The organism is Streptomyces sp. NPDC001536, from assembly GCF_042894505.1.
Classification (GTDB): Bacteria; Actinomycetota; Actinomycetes; order Streptomycetales; family Streptomycetaceae; genus Streptomyces.
Map to the genome: position 1 here is coordinate 321,995 of NZ_JBIAVQ010000002.1, position 25,358 is coordinate 347,352.

Genomic DNA, 25,358 nt, shown 5'->3' on the forward strand with positions numbered 1-25,358 from the left:
TCTCGACATGTCGACCACCACCACACGCGGGGTCGCCTCCCCCGCCCCGGCCAAGGTCTCCAAGGACCGGCCGCGGCGGGGCCTGAGGGCGAGCAGCACCTTCAACTTCTGGCTCTTCACCGGGCCGTTCCTCATCGGCCTGATCATCTTCGTCTTCGTGCCGATCGGCTGGAGCCTCTATCTGAGCTTCTTCGAGGCCCGGTTCACGGTCACCCCGAGCGAGTTCGTCGGGCTCGAGAACTTCAGGATGATCCTGTCGGACACGGACTTCAGGAACTCCCTGGTCACGTTCACCGTGTTCGCCGCCTTCATCGTGCCGACCACCTGGGCCATGTCGCTGGGCCTCGCGCTGCTGGTGAACCGCCTGCGGTTCATGAGGGCGTTCGTCCGGTCGGTCTTCTTCCTGCCGACCGCGGTCAGCTACGCGGCCGCCGCGCTGATCTGGAAGATGTCCATCTTCAACGGTGTCCGCTTCGGCCTGGCCAACACGGTCATCGGCTGGTTCGGGGTCGAGAACATCGCCTGGCTGGGCAACCCCGATCCGCCGTGGTACTGGCTGGTCATCGTGACCGTCCGGCTGTGGCTCCAGTCCGGCTTCTACATGATCCTCTTCCTCGCGGCGCTCCAGAACATCCCGCGGGAGCTGTACGAGGCCGCCGCCATCGACGGCGCCAAGCCGGGCTGGCAGACCTTCCGGTACATCACGCTGCCGCAGCTGCGGGCGACGTCGACTGCGGTGATCCTGCTGCTGCTCATCGCCGCGTACCAGGCCTTCGACGAGTTCTTCATCCTGCTCGGCAAGGCCACCTGGGGCATGCCGCCGCTGGTCGAGCTCTACAAGATGGCGCTGGGCGAGAACCAGAACTACGGCGCGGGCAGCGCGGGTGCGCTGATCCTGACCGCGCTCATCTGCCTCGTGACCCTGCTCCAGGGCAAGATCATGGGCTTCGGAAGGGGTGAGGAGTCCCAGTGACCACCACGGCACCCGACCTCAAGAGCGCGCCCGCGAAGCGGACCGAGGCCAAGCGTCTCGGCGGCGTCATGGGCAGCACCGGTCTGTACATCGCGACCGGCGTGGCCGTCCTCCTCTTCCTGATCCCGTTCTATCTGATCGTCCGCAACGCCTTCATGACGGACCCGGAGATCACGGGCGAGGAATGGAAGTGGTTCCCCACCGACATCCAGTGGAGCAACGTCAAGGAGCCGTTCGACGACGTCACGGTCGACTTCGCGCGCTCCATGTGGAACTCCCTGGTCGTCGCCGTCCTGCACACCACGGGCATCCTGCTGATCTGCTCGCTGGCCGGCTACGGTCTCGCCCGCATCCCCTACAAGCACGCCAACAAGGTCTTCTACGCCGTCCTGGCGACCCTGATGGTGCCCACGGCCGTCACCTTCGTGCCGAGCTTCGTGCTCGTCTCGTCACTCGGCTGGGTGGACACCTACCGCGGTCTGATCATTCCGGGTCTGTTCAGTGGTTTCACCTGCTTCCTGTTCCGGCAGTACTTCCTGGGGTTCCCCAAGGAGCTGGAGGAGGCGGCGCGGGTGGACGGGCTGAGCTACTGGGGTGCGTACTGGCGCGTCGTGGTGCCCAACTCGCTGAACTTCTTCGCGGCGATCGCGACGATCACCTTCATCGCGGGCTGGAACGCCTTCCTGTGGCCCCTGGTCATCGGCCAGGACCCCAGTGCGTGGACGGTGCAGGTCGCGCTCTCGTCGTACGCCACCAACCAGACCGTCAACTACCACCTGATCTTCATGGCCACGGCCATCTCCATCCTGCCCCTGGTGTTCGTGTTCCTCTTCCTCCAGCGCTGGCTGGTGCAGGGGATCGCGCAGACCGGCATCAAGGGCTGACCCACCGATTCACACGACCTGGAGACCGATGTCTTTCCGCACCACCGACGTCGACTACGTCGAGGACGTCTCACCGGGCAGCGGGGCTCTGCCGCCCCGCGCCTGGTACGCGGCCTCGGACGCCAAGTCCCTGTCCCTGAACGGCAGCTGGCGGCTGCGGGTGTCACCGACGATCGACGCCGAGGACGACTCGTTCGCCGAGGAGGGCTACGACGCCGGGGACTGGGCCGAGGTGTCGGTCCCCGGGCACTGGGTCCTCCAGGGACACGGTTCACCCATCTACACGAACCACCTGTACCCCTTCCCGGTGGATCCGCCGCACGTCCCGACCGAGAACCCGACCGGCGACCACCTGCGCGTCTTCGACCTGCCCGGGGACTGGGACCTGTCGGAGGCCGGCGCCGTCCTGCGCTTCGACGGTGTCGAGTCCTGCGCCCGGGTGTGGCTGAACGGCACGGACATCGGTGAGTTCAAGGGCTCGCGGGTGGCCCACGAGTTCGCCGTCGGCCAGCTGCTGAAGCCCGTGGGCAATGTGCTGGCCGTCCGTGTCCACCAGTGGTCGGCCGGCTCCTACCTGGAGGACCAGGACCAGTGGTGGCTGCCCGGCATCTTCCGTGACGTCACCCTGCTGCACCGCCCGGCGGGCAGTGTCCTCGACTTCTTCGTGCACGCCGACTACGACCATGTCACGGGCGAGGGCACCCTCCGGGTGGACTCCGACGTCGACGGGCGGGTGCAGGTCGCGGCGCTGGACATCGATGTCGCCACCGGCGAGTCCGTGACGGTGCCCGTAGAGCCGTGGTCCGCCGAGGTGCCGAAGCTGTACGACGGCGTCCTGGTCACCGAGGGCGAGCGCGTCCCGCTGCGGATCGGCTTCCGCACGGTCGTCCTCGAGGACGGCCTGATCAAGGTGAACGGCAGGGCGATCCTCTTCAAGGGCGTCAACCGCCACGAGTGGCACCCCGAGAAGGGCCGCGCGCTCGACCTGGAGACCATGCGCGAGGACGTGCTGCTGATGAAGCGGCACAACCTCAACGCGGTCCGCACCTCGCACTACCCGCCGCATCCGGCCTTCCTGGACCTGTGCGACGAGTACGGCCTGTGGGTCATCGACGAGGCCGACCTGGAGACCCACGGCTTCCACGAGCAGGACTGGCGCGACAACCCCGTCGACGACGACCGCTGGACCCCGGCCCTGCTGGACCGCGCGGCCCGGATGGTCGAGCGCGACAAGAACCACCCGTCGATCGTCTTCTGGTCCCTTGGCAACGAGGCCGGCACCGGGCGCGGTCTCACCGCGATGGCCGAGTGGATCCACGGCCGGGACTCCTCGCGCCTCGTGCACTACGAGGGCGACTGGAACTGCCGTGACACGGACGTCTATTCGCGGATGTACGCCGACCACGCCGAGGTCGAGAGAATCGGCAAGGAGCTCGACGGAGGCACCCACAAGCGTCGTCAACTTCCCTTCATCCAGTGCGAGTACGGCCACGCCATGGGCAACGGCCCCGGCGGCATCGCCGACTACCAGGAGCTCTTCGAGAAGTACGAGCGACTCCAGGGCGGCTTCATCTGGGAGTGGATCGACCACGGCATCGCCCATCCCGAGCTGGGCTACGCCTACGGCGGTGACTTCGGCGAGGAGCTGCACGACGGCAACTTCGTCTGCGACGGCCTGATCTTCCCCGACCGCACGCCGTCCCCCGGTCTGATCGAGTACAAGAAGGTCATCGAGCCCGTCGGCATCGAGGGCGACGGCGCCGACGGCACCGTGCGGGTGACCAACAAGTACGACTTCGCCGACCTGTCGGCGCTCGCCTTCACGTGGTCGTACGAGGTCGAGGGCGAGAGCGTGGAGTCGGGCTCGCTGTCGGTGCCCGCGCTGAAGCCCGGTGAGAGCGCCGACGTGAAGCTGCCGGAGCCGCCCGCGGACCACCGGGGCGCGGAGACGCGGTGGACCGTGCGGGCGCAGCTGGCCGACGACTCCTCGTGGGGGCCGATGGGCCACGTGGTGGCATGGGGCCAGTTCCCGGTCACCGCCCGCGCGCTGCCGTCCGTCACCCCCACGGACGGACCCGTGCCGGGCGGGAAGCAGATCACGCTGGGCCCGGCCTCCTTCGACGCCCGTACCGGAGCGCTGCGGTCGATCGGCGGGATCGCCGTCGAGAGCCCGCGCCTGGACGTGTGGCGGGCGACCACCGACAACGACGAGGGCGAGTGGAACGGCGGCATCTGCTACAGCAAGCTGTGGCGCTCCCTCGGCCTGCACCGGATGCGGCACCGCCTGGACTCGGTGGAGCTGTCCGACGACGCGCTGACGGTCCGGACCCGGGTGTCGCCGGCGGCCCGCGAGGTGGGGCTGGCGACGGTGTACCGGTGGACCTCCGACGGCAACAAGCTGAAGCTGACGGTGTCCGTGGCGCCCGAGGGCCAGTGGACGGTGCCGCTGCCCCGTCTGGGCATCCGGCTGGGGCTGGCCGAGGCCGACGCGGTGGAGTGGTTCGGTGGCGGTCCCGGTGAGGCGTATCCGGACAGCCGTCTGGCGTCGACCGTCGGCCGTTGGCGGACGACTGTCGACAGTCTTCAGACGCCGTACCTCCGCCCGCAGGAGAACGGCGCCCGTGCGGACGTCCGCTGGGCCGAGATCGGCGGTCTGCGGATCGAGGGCGACCCGGAGTTCTGGTTCACCGCCCGCCGCTGGACCACCGAGGAACTGGACGCGGCCACCCACCGCACCGACCTCACCCCGGGCGAGACGGTCTGGGTCAACCTCGACCACGGCCACCACGGCGTCGGCTCGCAGTCCTGCGGCCCGGGCCCGCTGCCGCAGTACCACCTCAGGGCTGAGCCGGCGGAGTTCTCGTTCGTGTTCTCGACCGCCAGGTAAGAAGACCGTTAATCGATTGACTGATTGATCGACATTCCGACACTGTCGAGACGTCGCCAGCGGCCGGTCGGCATCCATGCCGACCGGCCGCACTTCTGTTTTCCCACAAGGGAGTTGATGCCACTTGGATGCCAGCATCGAGGTCCGCGGACTGTCCCGCACCTTCCACTCCACCGTCCGCCGACCGGGCTTCACCGGCGCGGTCCGTTCCCTGGTCAACCCGGAGCGGGTCGCCAAACACGCCGTCACCGACATCACCTTCGACGTGTCCCCGGGCGAACTCCTCGCCCTGCTGGGCCCGAACGGTGCCGGCAAGTCCACCACCATCAAGATGCTCACCGGCATCCTCACCCCCACCGCAGGCCATGCCCGGGTCGCGGGCGTGGTGCCCTACGAGGAACGCGAACGCAACGCCCGCAACATCGGGGCGGTCTTCGGGCAGCGCACCCAGCTGTGGTGGGACCTTCCGGTGCGTGAGTCGTTCGCGATCCTGCGGGACATCTACGAGGTGCCGAAGGCCGAACACATCGCCCGTCTCAAGGAGTTCGACGACCTCCTTGACCTGTCGTCCTTCTGGGACACCCGGGTGCGCCACCTGTCCCTGGGCCAGCGCGTCCGCAGCGACCTCGCCGCCGCCCTGCTCCACGATCCGCCGGTCGTCTTCCTCGACGAGCCCACCATCGGCATGGACGTGGTCGTCAAGGAGCAGGTCCGGGAGTTCCTGAGGCACCAGGTAGAGGAGCGCGGCCGTACGGTCCTGCTCACCACCCACGACATGACGGAGGTCGAGCGGCTCGCCGAGCGGGTCGTCCTCGTCAACCACGGCCGGCTGGTCCTCGACGGCTCCCTCGACGAGATCCGCCGCAAGTTCGGTTCGACCTGGCAGGTGCGGGCCACCCTCGCCGACCCGCACGCCGAGATCGTCCCGCTGCCGGGCACCACACTGCTCCAACAGAGCGGCCCACGGCTCGTGTTCGGCCCGGACGGCCCCGACGCACCGACCGTGCACCAGGCGCTGAAGGCCGTCATCGAGCGGTACGAGGTGACGGACATCGCGATCGACGAGGCGGACCTCGAGGACGTGATGCGGGCCGCCTACGTCCATGCGGAAGAGGTCTGACATGGCGGCGATCCACGCCTGGCGCGCCGCCCGCGTCACCCCTCTCGGCGAACTGCACACACCGCCCCGGATGACGGCCGCACTGCTCCGGCTGACCGTGCAGATCGTGCTGGTGGCGTCCCTGTGGCACGGCCTGTACCAGAACACCGGCACCACCGCCGGACTCGACCGCGACCAGGCGGTGACCTACGCGGTCCTGGCCGTACTGGCGTCCCGGCTGCGGGAGTTGGACCAGTACGCGGGCCGTGACACCGTCCTCCAGCACATGCACTTCGGCACGATCATCTACTGGTACCTGCGCCCGCTGAAGCCCCAGCGGTACTACGCCCTGCGGGCGTTGGGCGAGCAGCTGTACGGCCTCGTCTGGGCGCTGGGCGGCTACGCGGTCTGCCTGTCCTTCGGTGTCGTCGAGCCGCCCGAGTCGGCGGCCGTGGCCGGGGTGTTCGCGCTGAGCCTGCTCCTTGGCCAGTGGGTCCTTTACTACGTCATGCTCGTCATCGACCAGCTGTGCTTCTGGACCCTGCGCAACGGCGCCGCGATGCTCATCCTGATCTTCGCGCAGAACCTCCTGGCGGGGGTGTACGCGCCGCTGTGGTTCTTCCCCGACTGGTTCATCACGCTGAGCACGTTCCTGCCGTTCCAGGCGACGCTGAGCGTGCCCCTGTCGATCTACATCGGGCGGATCGAACTGTCGGACGCCGCCCTCCAGTTGGCGATCCAGGCCGCCTGGGTCCTCGCACTGGCCCTGTTCACCCGTCTGCTGTGGCGGCGGGCCGCCCGCCGTGTCATCTCGCAAGGAGGCTGAGGCCTATGAATGCCGTCCGGATCGCGTGGCGCATCACGCGTCTCAACTTCCGTGCCCAGCTGGAGTACCGCTCCGAGTTCCTGATGATGATCGCGATCGGCGCGGTCTGGCAGGTGTCGGTGATCGTGTTCGCGACGGTGCTGCTGACCCGGTTCACCGGGATGGGTGGCTGGGACAGCTCGGACGTGCTGCTGATCCCGGCGACACGGATGCTGGCGCACGGCCTGTTCGTGCTGTTCCTCGGCCGGGTGCACGGTCTGGGCCGGCACATCCAGGAGGGGGTCATCGACACCTATCTGGTCCGCCCGATGCCGGTCTACCGCCAGCTCCAGCTCTCCTACTTCCCGACCAACGCGCTCGGCGACCTGACGGTGGCGGCGGGCCTGATGGCGGGCGCGCTCAGCCGCAGCGACCTGGACTGGACGGCCGGCCGGATCTCGTACCTGGTGGTGGCCGTGCTCGGCGGCATGCTCCTGGAGGCGGCCCTGTTCACCGTGGTGGCCTGCGCGTCGCTGCGTTTCCCGGCCGCCGACTACTGGGGCCGCTGGCTGGAGGAGCTCCTCGGCACCTTCGGCAGCTACCCGCTCAACGTGCTGCCCAGGGCGGTGGGCGGCCTCCTGACGTACGGCCTCCCGCTCGCGTTCGTCGCCTACTTCCCGGCCGCCGTGCTCACCGGCCACGGCCATGACACCGGCGTCCCGTACTGGCTGGCGGCGGCCTCGCCACTGCTGGGGGCGCTCGCCTACCTCGGGTCACGCCGGCTGTGGCGGTTCAGCCTCAAGCACTACACCGGGGTCAGCGGATGAAAGGGGCCGGCGACTTACGTCCCCGGCTCGCCGTCGGGCTGGTCTTCGTCGTCCTGGGCGGCACGCACGGCGGGTGGATGGCCCGTATCCCCGCGATCCGCGACCAGGTCGGGGTGTCCACCGCCGAGTGGGGTCTGCTGACCAGCTCGGCGGCGGCCGGGGACCTCGTGGCGATCGTGCTGATGACGGTGCTGATCGGCCGGGTGAGCACCCGGCTGCTCTGTCTCGTGGGCGCGATCGTGGTCCTGCTCAACGCGCCTGTCCTGGCGGGGGCTTCGGGCGTGCCCGCGGCGGTGGTGGGGCTGTCGGTGTGGGGCGTGGGGGCGACCTTCCTGGCGACGCCGGTCAACGCGCTCGCGGTGTCGGTGGAGCGGAGCCAGGGACGGCCGCTGATGTCGGGGTTCCACGCCACGTACAGCTGCGGGATGCTGGCGGGCGGCGCCCTCGGCACGCTGGCGGCGGCGACCGGTGTCTCCCCCGGTGTCCAGCTGGCGCTCAGCAGCGGGGTTCTCGGGGTGCTGATGCCGGTGACGGGGAGATGGCTGCCGGAGGAGGCGGCGGTCGGCAAGGAGCAACGCCGTTCTGTACGGCACCGGTTCACACCGCAGCTGGTGCTGCTCGCCTCGATCGCGTTCCTGGCGGCCTTCGCCGAGGGGGCGGCCTCCCAGTGGAGTTCGGCCTACACGGCCGACTACCTCGGCGAGGGAGCGGCGGCGGGTGCGGCGACGTACACGTGCTTCTCCGTCGCGATCCTCGTGACACGGCTGCTGGGCGACCGGTTCGTCGCCCGGCTGGGCCGTCGCCGCTTCCTGCGGGTGTCGCTGGTGACCGTGGTGGCGGGCGTGGCCGTCATCGTCGTACGGCCCGAACTGCCGTACGCAGTCGCCGGGTTCACGATTCTCGGCGCGGGTATCGCGTGTGTGCTCCCGGCGCTGATCGCCCTGGCCGGCCGGCAACCGGGGGTGCCGGCCGGTGAAGGGGTGTCGGTCGTCACCATCGGCCAGTGGCCGGGTTTCCTGATGGCGGGCCCGGCCGTGGGGATCCTGGCGGGGGCGACCAGCCTGCGGGTCGCGGTGGGTGTGCTGGCCCTCGCCGGGCTGGGTGCTGTCGTACTGACGCAAGGGGTTGTCATACGCGAGGACCGGGCTCGGCACGGTGGGTGATCGCCGAGTCGTGGGGCGGCCTGTCGATCTCGCCGGTGCGGTCGGTCTGGAGGTCTCGGTCACCGAGCTCGACATCCGCATCCCGCTGCGCGGCGAAACCGGCCTGCACGGGGTTGTCCAACGGGCCCAACCCGGCTGTCCGAGGCGTCGGTTCGGCGGGGAGCTCCGCCAGGGAGCGGATCCCCGGTATCGGTGACGGCAGCAGCCACAGCACCGAAAGGACCCCGCCGACGGCGACCGTGACCAGGGTCGCGCGCAGGCCGAAGGCCGTGGCGAGCGCCCCTCCGGCGAGCGCGCCGAGGGGGCGTACGCCGTAGTTGACGGTGCTGAAGGCGCCGGTCACGCGGCTGCGCAGGCCGTCCGGCGTCACCGCGGTCTGGAGGGAGTTGAGGTTGACGTCGAACCACATCACCCCGAGGCCCACCAGGAAGTAGGCACCGCCCAGGCACCCGGCGGCGGCCCAGGCCGGTCCGCCGGCGACCGCGGCGAGGGCGTAGGGCGCCGGGAACAGGACGGCTCCCACGGCGACGGCGCGCCCGACGCCGATGCGCCGGGACAGCCGCGGTGCGGTCAGCGCGCCGACGAGGGAGCCGGTCGCCCCGATGCCCAGGGTCAACCCGATGGCCCCCGGGGAGAGGTGCAGGACGCGGTCGGCGAACAGCACCACCATGCCGGTGCCGGCCAGGAACGTGAAGAAGTTGACGGTCGTGCAGCAGCCGAGGCTCGCTCGCAGCACCGGGTGCCGGACGACGAACGCCAGACCGTCGCGGGCGTCGCGCAGCAGCGCGGGTACGGCGGCGCCGGTGCGGACCGGGGGCGCCGGTTCGTCGACCGTGATCCGGCCGAGCAGCAGCGCGGAGGCGAGGAAGGACAGGGCGTCCACGACGACGGTGACCGGTGCGCTGAGGGCCTGCACGAGGCCTCCGCCGACCGCGGGGGCGGCGACGAACGAGGCGGAACGGGCGGCGCTGAACTTGCTGTTGGCGTCGACGTACGAGGAAGGCGGCACCAGCCGCGCGAACAGCGGCTGCCACGCACAGCCGGCCACCACGCCCGCGAGGCCGGTCAGCAGGGCCACCGCGTACAGCTGGCCGAGCGTGACCGTGCCCCACAGATAGGCGAGCGGCAGCGACAGCAGTACGCCCGCCCGCACAAGGTCGGTGACGATCAGCAGCCGCCGTTTGCGCCGCCGCCCGTCGACCCAGGCGCCCAGCACGATCCCGAGGAGGTTCGGTGCCCAGGCGAGCGCGGTCAGCAGGGCGACCTGTGCGGCCGAGGCGTCCAGGAGGCCGACGGCGATCAGCGGGACCGCGACCTCGGAGATCCGGTCGCCGAACTGCGAGACGGCCCCGCTGGTCCAGGTGAGCCGGAAGGGGCGGTCGCGCCACAGGGAGGTCTCGGAGAGAGGTGTCCGGGGGCGAGGTGTCCGGGGGCGAGGTGTCCGGGGGCGCCTCATTCCGGCGTCCCGGACTCGTCGTCCGCCGCTTCCGGCAGGGCGTACAGAAGCATCCGGACGCCCCTGCCGTCCGGTGGCCGCTGTGCGGGGTCGCGGGTGACGTAGGGGGCGAGGAGCTCCTCCATCGCGTCCTTGAGCGCGGCCAGTTCCTCGGCGGTGACGACGAGCCCGGTGTTGTTGGACATCGCGGCGCCGATCCACTCCGGCTCCAGGCGCGGCGCTGTCTCGGTCAGCCACCGCATGGGCAGCTCCGCGCGGCTGGCGAACATCTCGCCGGCGAGCACCTGGGCTGCCGCCCGGCCCTCCTCGTCCTCGGGCACCTCGAACCGGTAGCCGCGCGCCACGGCCTCCCAGCGCCGCTCGCGCCGGTCCGCTCCGGCCTCCGCGTCCCGGACCAGTCCGAATCCCGCGAGGTGGCGCAGATGCCAGCTGGTCACGGACGGGGTGGCCCCCACGTGCGGGGACAGCTGGGTGGCGGTGGCGGGCCCGTACCGCTGCAACCGCTCCAGAGCGGCGAGCCGTACGGGGTGGGCCAGCGCGCGCATGGCCTTCGGGTCGGAGATCTCCAAGTCGCCGAAGCGATTACTGGAATCCATGACGTGAGAGTGTCCTCTCACAAAGTATGAGAGTCAACTCTCATGACTCTCACTGTTTCCCCAACAGGCCTTGCCCGCCACACTGGTTGCCGTCGAACCTGAGCACCATTCACTTTCTGCCCCCCTTCCGACCGGAGCCCCCCATGAGAAGACTCCTCGGCACCCTCGCGGCCGCCGCGCTGGCCGTCACCGGCCTCGCGGGTACCGGCGCCACGCCCGCGGCCGCCGCGACCAGCGGCTCGTTCAACGTGCTGACGTACAACGTCGCCGGCCTCCCGGAGGGCCTGAGTTCCGGCAACCCGGAGACCAACACCCCGCTGATCTCACCGCGGTTGGGGGCGTACGACATCGTCAACGTCCAGGAGGACTTCAACTACCACGCGGCCCTGTACGCGGGCGACAACCACCCGTACCGCACCGCGACCAGCGGCGGTGTGCCCTTCGGCGACGGGCTCAACACCCTCTCGGACTACGCCTTCGAGGACTTCGAGCGGGTGAAGTGGAACAGCTGCACCGGCACCAACTGCCTCACCCCGAAGGGCTTCTCGCTCGCCCGGGTCCGGCTCGCCGAGGGGGTCTTCGTCGACCTCTACAACGTCCACACCAACGCGGACGACACCGACGACGCGCTCGCCGCCCGGCGCGCCAACATCACCCAGCTGTCGAACTTCATCCAGGCGAACTCCTCGGGCAACGCGGTGATCGTCATGGGTGACACCAACACGCGCTACACCCGCAGCGGCGACAACATCCGCACTCTGGCCGACGCCAACGGGCTCACGGACGCGTGGGTGCAGCTGGCGAAGGGCGGCGTGCGGCCCACCCAGGGCGCGGACGCGCTGCTGTGCCCCACGACGGCGCCGCCGAACGGCTGCGAGGTGGTGGACAAGGTCCTCTACCGCGGCAGTGATCTGCTGTCCCTGAACGCCACCCGCTACAACAACGCATGGGCGTCGTTCCTCGACTCGGCGGGCGGCAACCTCTCCGACCACTTCCCGCACACGGTCGACTTCTCGTACACCCTCAACTCCTCGTTGCGGGCGAGCGACTTCTTCGGCGGCCCGCACGGCACGGCGTACAACGACGCCGACGACCTGCCCGCCACGGTGTCCCCACGCACCCTGACCCTCCGCGGCGCCTCCCGCCTCGACGCGGTGTCCCTGACCCACGACGGCGGTACGACGCTGAGCCACGGCGGTACGGGCGGCACCGCGTCGTCGCTGACCCTGGCGTCCGGTGAGCACCTCACGTCGGTGAAGCTGACGCAGGGTCAGAAAGACGGCCGTACCAGGATCTTCTCGGCCGCCTTCACGACCGACAGGAACCGCACCCTGTCCTCCGGAACGGCCACGTCCGACACGAAGACCTTCACCGCACCCTCCGGCTGGCAGATCGTCGGGTTCACCGGACGGTCCGGCACCGAGATCGACAAGCTGGGTGTGCTGTACGCACCCATCAGCTGAACACGGCGACAGTTCCGCGGAGTTCGCCCGGTCGTCGGAATACGCGACGGCCGGGCGAACCGGCGTCGGCGACGGGCGTGTTCACCGCAACGGCCTCCCCGCAGGCCACCGGACCGTCGGCCGACCAGGCGGCGAGGGTCTTCTCGAACGGCTCGGGCAACCGCCAGAACCCCGGCGCGCCCCCGCCCCCGCCAAGCCATTCGGTCCGTCCGTCACCAGTGAGGTCGGTCTGGTCCGCCGGCCGGCCTACCGGGGCGCCAGCACACAGAACTCGTTGCCGTCGGGGTCGATCATCTCGACCCTGCCGTTCTCGCCCGGGTCGGTGTCGACGCGCTCGGCCCCGAGGGCGAGGAGACGGTCGACCTCCGCCCGCTGGTCACCGCCGGCGGGCGGCACGAGGTCGAAGTGCATCCGGTTCCGGCCCGTCTTCGGCGCGACCGGCGGACCGCCCCAGGTGATCTTCGTGCCGCCGTGCGGCGACTGGATCGCGGTCTCCTGGTCCTGGTCCCAGACCAGCGGCCAGCCCAGCGCCTCGCTCCAGAAGTACCCGACGGCCTGCGAACCGTCGCAGGCCAGCGCTCCGATGAACCCGGTGTCGGCGAGGAAGTTGTTGCCCGCCTCGATCACACAGAACTCGTTGCCGTCGGGGTCGGCGAGCACCACGTGCCCCTCCTCCGGGAGCTGGCCGACGTCGATGTGGCGCGCGCCGAGTCGCAGCGCCCGGTCCACCGTCTCCTGCTGCTGCTCAGGGAAGGCACTCGTCAGGTCGAAGTGCATCCGGTTCTGGCCGACCTTCTTCTCCTGGGTCGCGAGGAAGCGGAGTCGGAACCCGTGCTCATCCTCCGGCAGCAGCGTGACGCCGTCCCGTGGATCGTCGACCAGCTCCCGCCCCAGGACCCCGGACCAGAACTCTCCGAGGCTCCGCGGCTCGCCCGACCCGAAACTCAACGCGAACAGTTGACAAGTCATGGCCCCGCGCATCTCCGATCCGCTGCTGAGCATCGCCGACAGGTCGCCTCACCGGCCCCCGAGGCCGAAGCCTAGGCGCGCGCCGAGGCCACCCGCAGCCCATTATTCGACTGGACCTTCATTCACTAGCGTGTAGCCTAGACCCCCTAGGTTTCCCTCACGGCACCCCGGAGACCCCCATGGCCCGCGCAGGAATCACCCCCGACCGCCTCACCGCGGCCGCCGCCGACCTCGCCGACGAGGTCGGCTTCGAGAGCGTCACCCTCTCCGCGCTGGCGCGGCACTTCGGCGTGAAGGACGCGAGCCTGTACTCGCACGTCCGCAACCTCCAGGAGCTGCGGACCCGGGTCGCGCTGCTCGCCGGGGCCGAGATGATCGACCGGATCGCCGTCGCCGTGGCGGGGCGGGCCGGGAAGGACGCGCTGGCCGCGTTCGCCGGGGCCTACCGGGAGTACGCGCTGGAACGGCCGGGACGGTACGCCGCCACCCAGATCCGTATCGACCAGGCCCTCGTCGCCGACTCCCCCGGCCTGCGCCGCACCGCCGAGATCACCTACGGCATGCTCCGCGCCTACGGCCTCGAGGAACCCGACCTCACCGACGCCGTCCGCCTGCTGCGCAGCACCTTCCACGGCTACTGCGCGCTGGAGGCGAGCGGCGGCTTCGGCGCCCCCCGCGACGTACAGAAGTCCTGGAAACGCGCCATCGACGCCCTGCACGTCCTGCTCCAGAACTGGCCCCGCGAGGACAGCGAAGAAGAGGAGAGCGAAGACAAGTGACCGACCTCTACTACGACATCCAGGGCAGCGGGCCCGTGCTCCTCGTCCTCCCCGGCGGGGCGGGCCATCCCATGGGGCTCGGTCCGCTGACCGACGCGCTCGCGGACCGGTTCACCGTCGTCGTCCTCGACCCTCTCGGCCTGGCCCACGGCCGGCTCGGCGCACCCGTCGACGACCAGCGCGTCGAGGACTGGAGCGACCGCGCCCGGCGGGTGCTAAACACCGTCCTCGCCGACGGCGACACCGCGTACGCCCTCGGCACCAGCGCCGGCGCCGTCGTCGCCCTCGACCTGCTCGCCCGGCATTCCGAGCGGCTGCGGCACGTCGTCGCGCACGAGCCGCCGTGTGTGGGCGTACTCCCGGACGGGGACCGCCAGCAGGCCATGTTCCGCGAGGTGGTCGGCATCTACCGCACGGCCGGGCTGCGAGCCGCCGCCGCGCGGATGACCGCCGGACTCACCGAACAGCCGGCCTCGACGCCGTTCGCGGGCCAACCCCTCACCCGTGAGGAGGAGTTGGGCAACCCCATGGCCCTCTCCCTCGCCCACGTCCTCCTCCCCTTCACCTCCTACGACCCCGATCTCACCGCCCTGGCCTCCGGCCCCCTGACCCTCGCCGCCGGTACCGACTCACGCGGCCAACTCCTGTACCGCACAGCGGAGTTCGTCGCCAAGGAGACCGGCGCCGCCTTCGCCGAGTTCCCCGGCGGACACCTCGGCGCCGTCCAGCATCCCGACGCCTTCGCCGAGCACCTCACCACGGCACTCCTCGGCTCGTCCGACTGACGTCGGGAGGCGGCAACCGCTCGTCTCCGTCGTGGAGTTCGGCGAACGAGGTCAGGACAGATCGCCCACGGCGTCCGCGTAGTACGTCGATCCCCCGAGGTGGAGGGCGAGTTCGCGCAAGCTCCAGCCCTCGCCGGGGGAGTCGTCGAGGTCGGCCTCGGTGAGCGCGCCGAGGCGGGCGGACCAGATGCCGGCGAGTCGGGTGAGGCGGCTGCGGGCCTCGTCCAGGTCCTCCTGGGTGAAGGGGGCCAGGTCCGCCTCGGTCGTGATCGCCGAGGCGTGCCAGTGGTCCGGCCGGGGGTCGGCGCCCGCCAGCCGGGCCTCCATTTCCGCGAGATGGTCGACGAGGTGGTCGGCGACCCGGCGGATCGCCTTGTGCGGGGTGTAGACACGCTCGTCGATCTCGTACAGCTTGCCGTCCCAGGCGGTCCAGGTCGCGGCCAGGGCCAGGACGTGGTCGACCATCCCGGTGACGGCCAGGGCGGGGGTCTCCCGCGGGTTCTCGGTCATACCGGCACGCTAGGGGCGGGTCGGTTCGGTGCCCGCCGAAGTGTCCCCGAGGGGCCCCCTACACGCCGCGCTCCCCCGCGCTGCGCTCCACACAGAACTCGTTCCCCTCCGGATCGGTCAGCACCGCCCATCCCGTGCCGTCCGGGTTGCGCCGGTCGTCGAGGAGCTTGGCGCCCAGGCCGAGCAGCCGCTCGACCTCCTCGTCGCGGGTGCGGTCCTGCGGCTGGATGTCGAAGTGGATCCGGTTCTTGGCCGTCTTGGGCTCCGGAACGGTGACGAAGAGCAGACCCGCGGCCTCGATCAGCGCCTCCTCGTCGCCGGGGTGGTCGTCCTCGTGCAGGGGCAGGCCGAGGACCTGGGACCAGAAGCCGGCGAGGGCGTAGGCGTCGGCACAGTCGATCGTCGTATGGCGGATGGCGGAAGTCATACGGCGGATTCTTGTGCAGTGGCGTCGGCGAGATCAATGTGCTTTCGAAGTGCCTTTCGAAGAGATCGACGCGCGCGGCAACCATTCCCTCACCTGCGGCCACTTCAGGGCATGACTTCAGCACGACGCACCACGCGCCACCGCCGTATCCGGGGCGCCCGCAAGCCGCTGATCGCGGGGCTCGCCGCCACGGCCGCGCTCGTCGGCGCCTGGTACGCGACCGCGGGGGCGAGCACGGCCACCGGGCTCACCGTGTCCACGACCACGATGTCCCTGGCCGCCAAGTTCCCCTATCTGTCGGCGGGTTACAACAACAGCCGCGAGTGGACGCGTACGGCGACGGCGGCCGCCCCGAACGGCACCCTGCGTGTGGCCTGGCCCGCCTCCGACGGCATCCACGTCACCCCGCTGACGGCGGCCGGCAAGCGTTCGGGGGCGGACACGGTCGTCAAGGGCGCCAAGGAGGTCGGCGGGCTGGTCGCGCACAACGACGGGTTCGCGCTGCTCACCCGGGTCTCCGACACCAACAAGTGGAAGGAGACGGCGGCCGCGATCGTCCGCTACGCGAACGGCAAGAAGACCTTCCAGACCAAGCTCACCGGCACCGCCACCAACGACACGTCCCCCACGCTCGACGGACAGCTCACCTGGAACGGCACCAAGTACGGCGCCTACTTCGTGGTCCACGGCGCGGGCGGCTTCGCCGACGGGCACTTCGGCGACAAGCTGTCGTACATCAGCGGCAAGGGCAAGAAGCTGAGCGGCGGCTGGAGTTGGGGGTGCAGCCACAACGAGGGCATCGCCCTGCACGCCGAGACGTCCGGCGCCTTCACCTCCCTCTGCTTCGACGACTGGCGCTCGGGTCTGTTCGTGTCCACCGGCATCGGCGCCCCCGACGTCGCGCCGGTCGTGCAGCGTGAGCAGTGCTGGGCGGGCTACTGCGGCGGTACGTTCCCGGGTCGTACGGGCGACCTGGTGAAGTCCGCCACCGGCCGCTACGCCACCGCGTTCGCCTCCCGCGGTGCCGCGTCGGCCAAGAAGAACCCCGACGACTCCAGCGGACGCGGCTGGTCCGTCACCCCGAGGACCAGCACCCACCAGGTCGCGGTCGCGTTCATGAAGAACCGCAACTCCGGTCCCGGCAAGGCGGTCTACCTCTCCACCACCAAGGGCACGGACCACGTCAACGTCCGCCTCGCCCCGTACGGCAAGGACCGCCTCCTGCTCTCCTGGGAGTCCGTCAAGAACGCCAAGTGCACGGCCGGCACCTGCACCGGCACCTTCGCGGGCACCCATCTGCGTCTCATCGACTGGAACGGCAAGTTCCAGGGCGCGGACAAGGTCGTGAACACCCGGATCACCGGTGACATCGCGGTCCAGAAGGACGGCACACTGACCTGGGCGTCCGTACCCGTCACCCCGTCGTACGCGACGGCCCTCAACGGGGCGTCACCGACGACGAAGACGCTGAAGATCACGCGCCTCGCTCCCTGAGAGTCCGGCTCATGCACGCCGTGCCGCCTGCCTCCCACTCGTCGTGGGTGCAGTACTGCGTCTACGCGTCAACGACTGTGGCGCTGTTGGCGACGTTCGTCGGCGTCAGTCATCTGCCGGTGCGACGAGCGCTCCGACCATCCGGCGCATGACCTCGACCGGCAGCGCCGGGTTCCGGGCAGCCGTCTCCGCACCGGTACCTCTCAGCAGCCAGACCAGGAGCCGGGCGGGCAACCGAGGGTGGAGCGCGGCGGCGTGCCGGATGTGCTCGTGCGGGTCCTCCAGCAGCCTCGCGGCGGCCGCCGCCGACAGCCGTGGGTCGGTCGCGGCGCGGTAGCGCACCTCCTCGGCGGGGTCCCGGCTGAGCCGTTCCACCAGTTCGGGCGTCGACTCCGGGTCGTCCAGGGCCAGTCGGCGCATGCGCGGGCTGGGGTCGTCGGCGTAGCGCAGGAGGTCGTGGCGGGGGAAGTTGGGGTGGCCGCGCGGCCGGTCGGGGGTGCTGAGGCTGCCGGTCCACCACTGCCACACCGCGAGGAGCATGTCGGCGGGCGCGTCGTCGCAGGACTCGGCCAGGAAGAGCTGGACGACACGGTCCTCGTCCCGGGCGAGGCGTGCGACGGCGTCCGGCGGCAGACGGCGGGCGCGGGCGACGCTTCTGCGGATGAGGGGGTGGGAGGAGGCGGCCAGGCGGCGCATGGCGTCCTCGTCCTGGTGCAGGGCGACGACCCAGTCGAGGGCCCAGGAGTGCAGGTTCGGGTCGAACTCGTAGTCGATGCGCGCGCGCTGCTCCTCGGTGAGGTCGGCCCGTACCGCCACGAGGGAGCGCACGTCGGCGTCGGGGTCCTCGGCGAGGAGGGCGACGAGGTCCGGGTCCAGACGCGGGTTGCGGGCCAGTGAGCGGCGCTCGTGCGACTCGCCGTGCCGTGCCAGGTGTTCGGCGAGACCGCGCTCCAGACGGCACGTCTCCAGTGCCTGGCGCCGGATGTCCTGGACGTCCTGGACCTCCGGCGCCTCGAACACGGCCCGGGGCATGGGGTGTTGCCGATGGTGCAGCAGCAGTGACCGGACGCGCACGGTGCCGTGCGGATCGGCCAGGAGCGCCTCCCGTGCGGCGGCGTCGAGATGGGGCCAGGCCTCCTGGCAGGCCACGGCCCGCACGCCGCCGTCGGGATCGGCGGCCAACGCGACCGACAGATCGACGGGCAGGCCCTGGAAGCGAGCGGCCTCGGAGCGCACGCGCGGGGACGGATCGGCGGCGAGGCCGCGGCAGGTGTCCTCGTCGAGTTCGGCCCAGCGCTCGGCGGCGATCATGGTGAGCAGCCATCGCCGGCGCTCCTCCTGTTCGCCGAGGATCAGTCGGGCCCACTGCTCGGCAGTGATGTTCGGCTGGTGCTCGGCCGCCCCCATCCGCGTCTTCCAGTCCGGATGGGCCAGGACGGCGTCCAGGGCTTCCGTAGGCAATGCGCTGTATATCGCATACGGTGACCTGTCCACCAACTTGGCCCGGAGCTCCTTCGGGGTGGCCGCGTTGAGCGAGAGCCCGCTCGCCCAGGCGTCCAGGATCTTCTCCGGGGGCTTCGGACCCTGGAACAGCGACTCCCAGGCGGCCGCCCGCTCCTCCGCCGTCTCCCGCCCCGCGGCTCGCGCGGCCTCCTCCTGCCGCTCCCTGATCCGGTCCACGGCGACGAGCCAGACGGCGTACTCCTCGGTCGTGACGCCCAGCAGAGTGTCCCCGTCCAGTGACATCGTGAGGAACTCCGGCTGCCCGGGCCGCTCACCGAGAACCCCGGCCAGATCCCAGTCGGCGCCGAGCCGAACCCGTACCCACCGCCGGTCCGAACCCCCTACGTCGACCAGGAACACCCCGTCCCCACCGAGAATCCCCGCCTCGGACGCCAGCCGGAACCACTGACCATTGACCTCGGCGACCAGATCGGCCCGGTCGGACGCCACCGCCACGGCCGGCTCCGCCTCCCACCCGACGACATGCCGCCACGCGAACGGAGCCGGCAACACCTCCTCGACCCGCCGCTCCCCCACGACCTCCAGCCCGGCCCGGCCCAGCAGTTCTATGAGTTCTTCCGTCCCACCCATGATCCTCATACTGCCCGAGCCGGCTCCCTATCTCGGGCCTGACCCCGACAGCGCCGAAGCGATCGCCCGGCCGGTCTCACGTGCTGTGAGATACGGCCTGACGTCATGGGCCTTGGCCCCGTTGTGTACGAGGACGTCGGTGACACGGTCACCGAACACCGGCGCCAGGTCCTTCGCCAGAGCCACGACATCGCCCCGGTCGGCGATGTTGGTCCACTGCTTGACAGGGGCCGGCCATCGGGCACGTCCATGGTGCGGTGCGGGAACGAGCCGGTCGAGGACGACCCCGCGCACGCCGAGCGGGGAGCCGAGAGTGATCAGTGTCAGGTCCGCCGCCTCCACGTGGGCACACAGCGCTTCGTAGGCGACGACGCTGCCGAGGGAGTGAGCGACGACCACCTCCGTCCGATCGGTGAGTGCGTCGAGAAAGCGTGCCCGGACCGCCGCGCGCAGGCCGGGTTCGGTGAAGTAGCGCCGAACCTGCCTCGCGTCGGAGATGAGCATCCGTTCCGCGAGGCCGGCGAAGAAGGCGGAGTGGCTCAGGGCGTCCAGGGCCCGCTGCACCACGGAGGGGGTGCGGACTCGTGCCGCCATGTCGGGTCCGGGCACCTGGCGCTCCGCCCTGGCCGCCTCCTCCCACCAGGCCAGCAGCAACTCCCGTTCGATCCCGTCCTCGACGTCAAAGGCGTCCAGTTCCGGCTCGCCTAGGCCGCGATGGCCCGAGGCCCGGAACAGGTCGCCGTAGAAGGCCATCGTCACGTCCCCTCGTTCCGGCACCGCACCTGCGAGGGTGAGGCCGTCGGCGAAGGCGGGGTACCAGTCGGCGAGGAGTGAGTGGGGGCCCTTGTGCTGCTGGGCTATCCCGTGGACGAGGACGAGGCGGGTCATCGGGCCGTACCCCCGGGGTCAGTGCGCGCGCCGACATTGAGACCGAGAACCACCACGCCCATGTCCGTCGCCAGACAGAGATGGCCGGACTCGGCCGGGGCCACGGCGTTGATGCCGCCGCCCACGTCGAGTTCGGCGCTCCAGCCCGGGTGGCGGGTGTCCCAGATACGGACCAGACCGAAGTCGTCACCGGCGATGAGCAGCGGAACACCCTGGATGTCGGCCGCTCTGAGTGCCCGGGTCCGGGACGGAAACGGCTCCAGCTCCGGTCCTGTGACGGCGCGGGTGGCCAGGTCCCGGAAGACCAGTCGGCCGTCACCGCATCCGACGACAAGTCGATCGCCTCCGTGTCGTACGAAGTCCACGCTGAACGCACCCCGTTCATGCCCCGTCAGCGGCTCGCCGACCGGTTCGCCGGTGCGCAGGTCCCACAGCCGAACCGTGCCGTCCAGAGAGGCACTGGCCAGGACGTGCCCGTCTCCCACTCGCAGGTCACGCAGATCCGTGACCTGGGCGGTATGGCCGGGCATCGGCGGGCAGACGGGGGCCTGGGTACGCGGGTCCCAGGCGTGCAGGGTGAAGTCACCCGCCACGGACACCACGAACGCCGTGCCGTTGTCGGCGTGCAGGGAGGCACGCCAGGATGTGCCGAATCGTTTGCCGAGGCGGCGGCGCGGGGTCAGGGTCCAGGCGTCCGTCTCCGACCAGCTGCTCGTCACGATCAGCGTCTCGTCGTGTACCCGGGCGCCGACGGCATGGAACAACTGGAAGTTGCCCGAGGTGATGTGAGGGGCCACCTGTGTTCCGGTGTCGAGATCGTGGAAGCGGACGCCTCCGTAGTTGCTTCCGGTCACGACCATCGCCCTGCCGTCGGGTGCGTCGACGACATCCGCGGAGAGCAGGCTGCGGTCCACCCCGCACAACGGCTCCCCGAGGGGGCTCATGGTGTCGACGTCCCACACCCGTACCTCACGAGTGAAGGCGGTCAGCACGACCGGTGCCCCGTCGACGGTGCCGAGCGCAGGCGGCGGGCACCGCTGTGTCACGTCGCTCAGCCGTGTCATGCCTTCCAACGGTGGGCCCAGGGCTGCGGCCGTGTCCAGGTCCCACACCCGGACCGTGTCGTCGAAAGCCAGGGAAGCCACCAGCGTACGGCTTCCTGTCCGCGCGAGTGCGGCGCGCTGCACCCCGTTGGTGTGTCCGACCAGTGGCCCGCCCGTCGGCGCCCTCGTCACGATGTCGTGCACGTGCACACCGTTTCCCTCGCGCGTGGACAGGACCACAGGACGATCGCCGAGGAACGACACGCCCAGGGCGCTGGTGTACAGCGAGAGTTCCTCCAGATCGAGGTGGGCCTCCAGGGTGCGCGTGGCCAGAGCGTCCACGTGCCAGACGTATGCATGGTCGAGGTCGGTGGCGACGGCGATCTGGAGCGCGCGGCCCAAGCTGCGGACGGCCACGTACTCGACACCGCCGATGTGGGTGTCCAGGGGCGGGACCAGAAGTCTGCCGGAGGCGTGCTGCCAGATCCGGACCGTGCCGTCCTCGCTGCCGCTCACTACGACGGCGGCACCGTCCAGCATGCCGAACGCGACGCAACGCACCACGTTGGTGTGACCGGTCAGCGGCGGTCCCGCGGCCCGGCCCGTGACCGGATCCCAACATCTGACCTGGGTGTCCTCACCTCCCGTGACGGCGACCGGCCGACCGCACACGGTGCCCAGAGCCACGGCGAGAACCCGCCCCTGATGTCCCGCCATCGAGCGGCCGACCTGCTCACGGGTCCGCAGATCCCACAGCCGGGCCGTGCCGTCGGCTCCGCCTGTGATTGCCAGGGGACGGCCCCGGATCTCCTGGGCGGCCACGGCGTCCACCTGTCCGCTGTGGCCCTCGTTCGGCTGGTCGGCCGACAGGTCCCAGACCCGCGCCGTCCGGTCGGAACTGACGGTGACCGCGAGGGAGGTGTCCCCGCGGCTGGTCAGGGCCGCCGCGGTGATGTCGTCCATGTGCCCGCGCAGTGGGGGCACGAGTTGGCGCAGGCTCGGCAGTTCCCACAGTCGGGTCTCCTCGCGACCGCAGGTCAGCACGACGGGGCGGCCGCCGAAGCTGCCCATCGCGGCGGACAGCACCCCACTGCGCTCGTAGTAGCGGTGCGCGACGACCTGCTCGCCGATCTGCCGTCGCTCGGCCAGGTCCCACAGACCGAGCATTCCAGTGGTGTCCCCGACCACCAGGACAGTGCGACCGTCCGCTTCCCCTGTGCCCAGGGACTTGATCCCGCCCGCGGGCCCGATCAGCGGGCTGCCGTCGATACACGCGTCGCCGCCCTCCAACGCATCGCTGAGGTCCCAGATCCGTACGGCTTTGTCGTCTCCGCCGGTGACCGCCAACGGGCGTCCGTCCACCGTCGCGAGGACCGCGTCCCAGACCGTGCGCCGGTGCCCGGACAGCGGTGCTCCGAGCTGTCTGCGCTCGGCCAGGTCCCACAGGCGCGCCGTTCCGTCACCCCCGGCCGTCAGGGCCACCGTCCGGCCGGCCAGGGCGCAGACGCGGATGACCCTGATCACGTTGGTGTGTCCGGTCAGGGGTGGGCCGTACTGCTGACCGGCCGAAAGGTCCCAGATCCGGACAGTGCCGTCGACTCCGCCGGCCAGGGCCACGGTGTAGTCGCCGAGTTCACCGATGGCCACCGCGCTGACGGCGACCCCCATCACCAGCGGATCACCGATCTGCCGCTGCGTGGTGAGGTCCCACACGCGCACGGTGCCGTCCCTGCTGCCGGTCACGGTGACGGGGCGTTCGTCGAGGTGGCCGACGGCGACGCAGGCGACATGTCTCGTGTGGCCGCTGAGCAGCCGGTGCGCGCCGCTGGCCGACCACCACGCCCAACGGGCGGTCCAGGGCAGAGCCACGCCCAGTTGCTCGACACGGTCGGCGAGGCGGTCGGCCTCGCAGCGCCGCGCCGACAGCTGGAGGTCCGCGGCGCGGGCACCGAGGGTGCGGTCGGGGGTCAGACGGTGCGCCACCTGCTCGTACGCCGTGCGGACCCGGCGCGAGGCCTCGCCGTCGACCGACGCCAACGCCCGCAGCAGGCCCAGGGGTTCGCAGGCGAGCAGGAAGCCCGGGTCCTCGATGAGCCCTGCGAGCCGACCGGCGGCCGCCGCATGGGTGGCCAGGTGCTGGCGGACATAGGGTGCCGCGGCAAGCCAGTCCCGTCTGCCGTCGGCCGTCGGCGGGACGACCGACACGAGGGCGTCGACGACTGCCCGCTGGATGTCGGCCGTCGCTCGCCCGGCGGTCCTGCGCAGATGTTCCGCCAATGCCTTGTGATAGAGCCGGTACACCGAGCGCCGGTCGTCGTCGACCACCTCCGCCACATACGCCTCGGCCACGTCGAGGGCCCAGGAGACGTCCGCCTCCGTGCACTCGATCCCGGAGAGCACGCTGCTGAGCCTCGTCCAGATACGGCCGCGCGGCAGACCGGTGCCCTCGGAGAAGGCGAGCGCGAGGAGCATGCGACGGACACGGGGTTCGTCGGGGCCGAAGCGGGCGAGGTAGTCGTCGAAGGCCTCGCCGATCTCGCTGGGCAGGTCATCCGCCCAGCCGGGGCGGTGGATGTCCACGGCGGCCCGGTCCGAACGCAGGGTGCGCGCGGTGGTCCGGGCATAGAGGTACACACCCGCGGCCCTGGCGGCGACCCCCTCGGCGACGGCCGCGGCGAGCTCGATCCGGTCGCGGTAGGGGCTGTGCACCTCCGGCTCCTCGGTGGCGAGGAGCATCTTGGTGACGTATCCGGCGACATCGTCCCGCTCCGCCCGATAGCCGGGGCGGTCGAGGTCGATGCAGTGGAAGGTCGGACCGAGGGGCGTGACCAGTTCGTGGCGGGTACCGACGAGCAGGCGTACGCCCTGGATCTCGGACATGGGCCGCAGCAACTCGCGGGTGATGCGACGGGGCTCCCCATGGCCCCCGGCATCGGCGGCGGTGTCGGAACCGGCCTCGTCCACGGCGTCGACGACGATGACGACCGGCGGGCCCTTGCGGCCGCGCCGGGTGAGTTCCTGCAGGAGGGCGGCCGAGCCGTCGACGGCCACACCGAGGCAGTCCGCGATGCGTTCGACGATCTCGTCGAGCCGCTTGTGGCGGGCGTGCACCGCGGCGGTCACACACCCCTTGGGCACGACCGTCGCGGGATCGAGGGCGTCGAGGTCGAAGCGGGCGCGGTAGCCGGGATCGGACAGGGCGACGACCCGGCCCAGGACGGCGGACTTGCCGCACCCCGGGCGGCCGGTGACGACCCGGCCCCGGCCGTCGCCCTCCTCGGCGGTCAGCCACTCGGTGAGTTCGGTCAGGACGCGGCCCCGCCCACTGAAGTACAGGCCGTGCTCGGACTCGAACTCCACTCCTCGCGAGCGCGGACCGAAGTGGTCGGCGAGGTCCTGCGCGGCCACCCGACGTTGGATCTCCAGGTCGGTCCCGATGGGCGGAAGCGCCTCGCGGTAGCCGGAGTTGGGCAGGAACGGGGCCAACCCGGTCACCAGTCCGCTGGCCAGTTCGGCGCGCTGTCCGAGACCGTCCGCCTCGAAGTGTTCGTTGACGGCCTTCACCAGCTCGGTGAGGTCGAGGAATTGCTGGCGCTGACCGGTCCGCCCGGTGGTGACCTCCACGGCGGACCCCAGCGCGGCGACGAACCGCCCCTCCTCGGCGAGGTCCTTACGGCGGGCGGAAGCCAGGAACCACAGCCCGCTGGAGGTCCCCTCGCCGCCGTGCCGGTAGGCGATCGACTGGAGCGCCAGCGCGGTGGCCTCCGCGCTGCCCGCACCGCCGGCGCATGTGTCCAGGACGAGCAGCAGATGCCGCAACTTCCCCCGGCACAGGATGCGGACGAGGTCCTCGGTGGCCAGAGCCGTGGTCGCGGCGTCCTCGTCGGGCCGGGAGTCCCAGCACAGCAGGTAGTGCCGGTCTCGGTGCTGGACCAGGCCGTGTCCGGCGAAATAGAGGACCACCACGTCGTCGGCGGTGAGGCCGGTGTCGGCGGACCAGTGACGCAGCTTCTGGCGGACCTGGTCGGCGGTGTCGTACTCCCCCAGACCGGGCAGCACGACCTGATAGCCGAGCCCGGTGAACAGCTCGCGCACGGCACGCACGTCCGCGGGGACCAGCGCGAGTTGTTCGTCCGCCGGGAGATGGCAGTAACGACCGACACCCAGCGCGACAAAGAACCGCCGACCGATCCGCAGCGCCATCGTTCGTCCCCCC

The 25,358-nt window shown here is 70.8% G+C and carries 19 protein-coding genes; 11 read left to right on the forward strand and 8 right to left on the reverse strand.

What is annotated here, in order from left to right; all coding sequences use genetic code 11:
• Window positions 1-7 precede the first annotated feature (7 nt).
• From ACFY0U_RS06665 to ACFY0U_RS06695, 7 genes are all read left to right on the forward strand, one after another.
• A complete protein-coding gene (locus ACFY0U_RS06665; RefSeq protein WP_388631228.1) occupies window positions 8-973 on the forward strand; it encodes a carbohydrate ABC transporter permease in 966 nt (321 codons plus the stop codon).
• Complete coding sequence (locus tag ACFY0U_RS06670; protein WP_388631231.1) at window positions 970-1,857, forward strand: carbohydrate ABC transporter permease; 888 nt, start codon at window positions 970-972, stop codon at window positions 1,855-1,857. Before ACFY0U_RS06665 ends, ACFY0U_RS06670 begins: the two co-directional genes overlap by 4 nt.
• A gap of 28 nt (window positions 1,858-1,885) precedes the next feature.
• A complete protein-coding gene (locus ACFY0U_RS06675) occupies window positions 1,886-4,744 on the forward strand; it encodes a glycoside hydrolase family 2 TIM barrel-domain containing protein (RefSeq protein WP_388631234.1) in 2,859 nt (952 codons plus the stop codon).
• A gap of 124 nt (window positions 4,745-4,868) precedes the next feature.
• Window positions 4,869-5,864: an ATP-binding cassette domain-containing protein gene (locus tag ACFY0U_RS06680; RefSeq protein ID WP_388631237.1), complete on the forward strand. Its 996-nt coding sequence runs from the start codon at window positions 4,869-4,871 to the stop codon at window positions 5,862-5,864.
• A gap of 1 nt (window position 5,865) precedes the next feature.
• Window positions 5,866-6,669: an ABC-2 family transporter protein gene (locus ACFY0U_RS06685; protein ID WP_388631239.1), complete on the forward strand. Its 804-nt coding sequence runs from the start codon at window positions 5,866-5,868 to the stop codon at window positions 6,667-6,669.
• Window positions 6,670-6,674: 5 nt separating this feature from the next.
• Window positions 6,675-7,475: an ABC transporter permease gene (locus ACFY0U_RS06690; RefSeq protein ID WP_388631242.1), complete on the forward strand. Its 801-nt coding sequence runs from the start codon at window positions 6,675-6,677 to the stop codon at window positions 7,473-7,475.
• Window positions 7,472-8,638 (forward strand): MFS transporter, encoded by a 1,167-nt coding sequence (locus ACFY0U_RS06695; RefSeq protein WP_388631245.1) that lies wholly within the window; start codon window positions 7,472-7,474, stop codon window positions 8,636-8,638. The genes ACFY0U_RS06690 and ACFY0U_RS06695 overlap by 4 nt, the downstream gene beginning before the upstream one ends.
• On the opposite strand, the gene ACFY0U_RS06700 is transcribed toward ACFY0U_RS06695, so the two are convergent.
• Window positions 8,604-10,094, reverse strand: coding sequence for an MFS transporter (locus ACFY0U_RS06700; RefSeq protein ID WP_388631248.1), 1,491 nt, complete (start codon window positions 10,092-10,094; stop codon window positions 8,604-8,606). The genes ACFY0U_RS06695 and ACFY0U_RS06700 overlap by 35 nt on opposite strands.
• Complete coding sequence (locus tag ACFY0U_RS06705) at window positions 10,091-10,690, reverse strand: ArsR/SmtB family transcription factor (RefSeq protein WP_388631251.1); 600 nt, start codon at window positions 10,688-10,690, stop codon at window positions 10,091-10,093. The genes ACFY0U_RS06700 and ACFY0U_RS06705 overlap by 4 nt, the downstream gene beginning before the upstream one ends.
• 143 nt (window positions 10,691-10,833) lie before the next feature.
• Between ACFY0U_RS06705 and ACFY0U_RS06710 the strand changes: the two genes are divergently transcribed.
• Window positions 10,834-12,153 (forward strand): jacalin-like lectin, encoded by a 1,320-nt coding sequence (locus ACFY0U_RS06710; RefSeq protein ID WP_388631254.1) that lies wholly within the window; start codon window positions 10,834-10,836, stop codon window positions 12,151-12,153.
• Window positions 12,154-12,399: 246 nt separating this feature from the next.
• On the opposite strand, the gene ACFY0U_RS06715 is transcribed toward ACFY0U_RS06710, so the two are convergent.
• Window positions 12,400-13,122, reverse strand: a complete 723-nt coding sequence (locus ACFY0U_RS06715) for a VOC family protein (protein ID WP_388631257.1) — start codon at window positions 13,120-13,122, stop codon at window positions 12,400-12,402.
• 179 nt (window positions 13,123-13,301) lie between these two features.
• On the opposite strand from ACFY0U_RS06715, the gene ACFY0U_RS06720 reads away from it, so the two are divergent.
• Together ACFY0U_RS06720 and ACFY0U_RS06725 are read left to right on the forward strand one after the other, a co-directional pair.
• Entirely contained in the window at window positions 13,302-13,901 is a 600-nt protein-coding gene (locus ACFY0U_RS06720) for a TetR-like C-terminal domain-containing protein (RefSeq protein ID WP_388631260.1), read from the forward strand.
• The gene (locus ACFY0U_RS06725; RefSeq protein WP_388631263.1) at window positions 13,898-14,686 is read left to right on the forward strand and encodes an alpha/beta fold hydrolase; all 789 of its coding nucleotides are present in this window, start codon (window positions 13,898-13,900) and stop codon (window positions 14,684-14,686) included. Before ACFY0U_RS06720 ends, ACFY0U_RS06725 begins: the two co-directional genes overlap by 4 nt.
• A gap of 51 nt (window positions 14,687-14,737) precedes the next feature.
• Here ACFY0U_RS06725 and ACFY0U_RS06730 read toward each other — a convergent pair whose 3' ends face one another.
• A complete protein-coding gene (locus ACFY0U_RS06730; protein WP_388631266.1) occupies window positions 14,738-15,196 on the reverse strand; it encodes a hypothetical protein in 459 nt (152 codons plus the stop codon).
• A 58-nt stretch (window positions 15,197-15,254) separates the two neighbouring features.
• On the reverse strand, window positions 15,255-15,623 hold the full coding sequence (locus ACFY0U_RS06735) for a VOC family protein (protein WP_388631268.1): 369 nt from the start codon (window positions 15,621-15,623) through the stop codon (window positions 15,255-15,257).
• 111 nt (window positions 15,624-15,734) lie between these two features.
• Between ACFY0U_RS06735 and ACFY0U_RS06740 the strand changes: the two genes are divergently transcribed.
• Window positions 15,735-17,117, forward strand: a complete 1,383-nt coding sequence (locus ACFY0U_RS06740; protein ID WP_388631270.1) for a hypothetical protein — start codon at window positions 15,735-15,737, stop codon at window positions 17,115-17,117.
• A gap of 105 nt (window positions 17,118-17,222) precedes the next feature.
• Here ACFY0U_RS06740 and ACFY0U_RS06745 read toward each other — a convergent pair whose 3' ends face one another.
• The 3 genes from ACFY0U_RS06745 to ACFY0U_RS06755 are packed head-to-tail and all read right to left on the reverse strand — an operon-like array spanning window position 17,223 to window position 25,345.
• Window positions 17,223-19,211, reverse strand: coding sequence for a PE-PGRS family protein (locus tag ACFY0U_RS06745; protein ID WP_388631273.1), 1,989 nt, complete (start codon window positions 19,209-19,211; stop codon window positions 17,223-17,225).
• 27 nt (window positions 19,212-19,238) lie between these two features.
• Complete coding sequence (locus ACFY0U_RS06750) at window positions 19,239-20,099, reverse strand: hypothetical protein (RefSeq protein WP_388631276.1); 861 nt, start codon at window positions 20,097-20,099, stop codon at window positions 19,239-19,241.
• Entirely contained in the window at window positions 20,096-25,345 is a 5,250-nt protein-coding gene (locus tag ACFY0U_RS06755; RefSeq protein ID WP_388631278.1) for a caspase family protein, read from the reverse strand. The genes ACFY0U_RS06750 and ACFY0U_RS06755 overlap by 4 nt, the downstream gene beginning before the upstream one ends.
• Window positions 25,346-25,358: the final 13 nt, after the last annotated feature.